Genomic DNA, 640 nt, shown 5'->3' on the forward strand with positions numbered 1-640 from the left:
GCGTGGCGGCAAGCTGGCCCAGATCGGCAACCCGTTCGTGGTCTACACCAAGCCCGCAGACCGTGAAACCGCCGAATTCCTGGGCGATGCCGTCATCCTGGATGCCTGGATGGAAGGCACGCTTGCCACCTGCTCCCTGGGCGGCATCCCCGTCCGCCGCCCGCCGGCCCAGGGCCTGGTGCAGCTCATGCTCCGGCCCGAGCAGATCCGCATCGCCGAGGACGGCCCCATCCGCGGCGTGGTGGTGGACACCGACTACTTCGGCCCGGAAACCACGGTGCGGCTGAAACTCGCCGTGCCCCCTGAGCTGGCCAGCGGCGCCGATCACCGCTACCCCGGCGGCGGCGAAATCATCACCATCCGGCACTGGAACGCGTCGATCGCGAGGCCGGGAATGGAACTGTGCCTCCGGGTGGTGGGCGAAGGCGTGGCATTTCCCTTCGATCCCGCCGTTGCCTGACCTTGTCCCTACGGTGACTTAGTCGGTCACCAACCTCAGTGGTCCGCCGCAGGCTTCCTTTTCTGCGGATACAGCGTCTCGCCGCGTGCCAGCATCTCCACAAAGGAAGCTATCCGCGCTGCCCGGGTCTCCGGCCGCTTGGCGGTGTTCGTCCGGTAGATCAGTGCGTACCGGTTCACC

General features: G+C 67.3%; 2 protein-coding genes. One reads left to right on the forward strand and one right to left on the reverse strand.

From position 1 onward, the window contains the following. The coding region (locus DBR22_RS24900) for a TOBE domain-containing protein (RefSeq protein ID WP_258229352.1) at positions 1-460 on the forward strand (460 nt) is incomplete at its 5' end. Positions 461-495: 35 nt separating this feature from the next. Here the strand turns inward: DBR22_RS24900 and DBR22_RS20625 are convergent. Further along, on the reverse strand, positions 496-639 hold the full coding sequence (locus tag DBR22_RS20625) for a YdeI/OmpD-associated family protein (protein WP_375135003.1): 144 nt from the start codon (positions 637-639) through the stop codon (positions 496-498). Position 640 lies beyond the last annotated feature (1 nt).

Source organism: Arthrobacter sp. HMWF013 (genome assembly GCF_003061105.1).
Classification (GTDB): domain Bacteria; phylum Actinomycetota; class Actinomycetes; order Actinomycetales; family Micrococcaceae; genus Arthrobacter.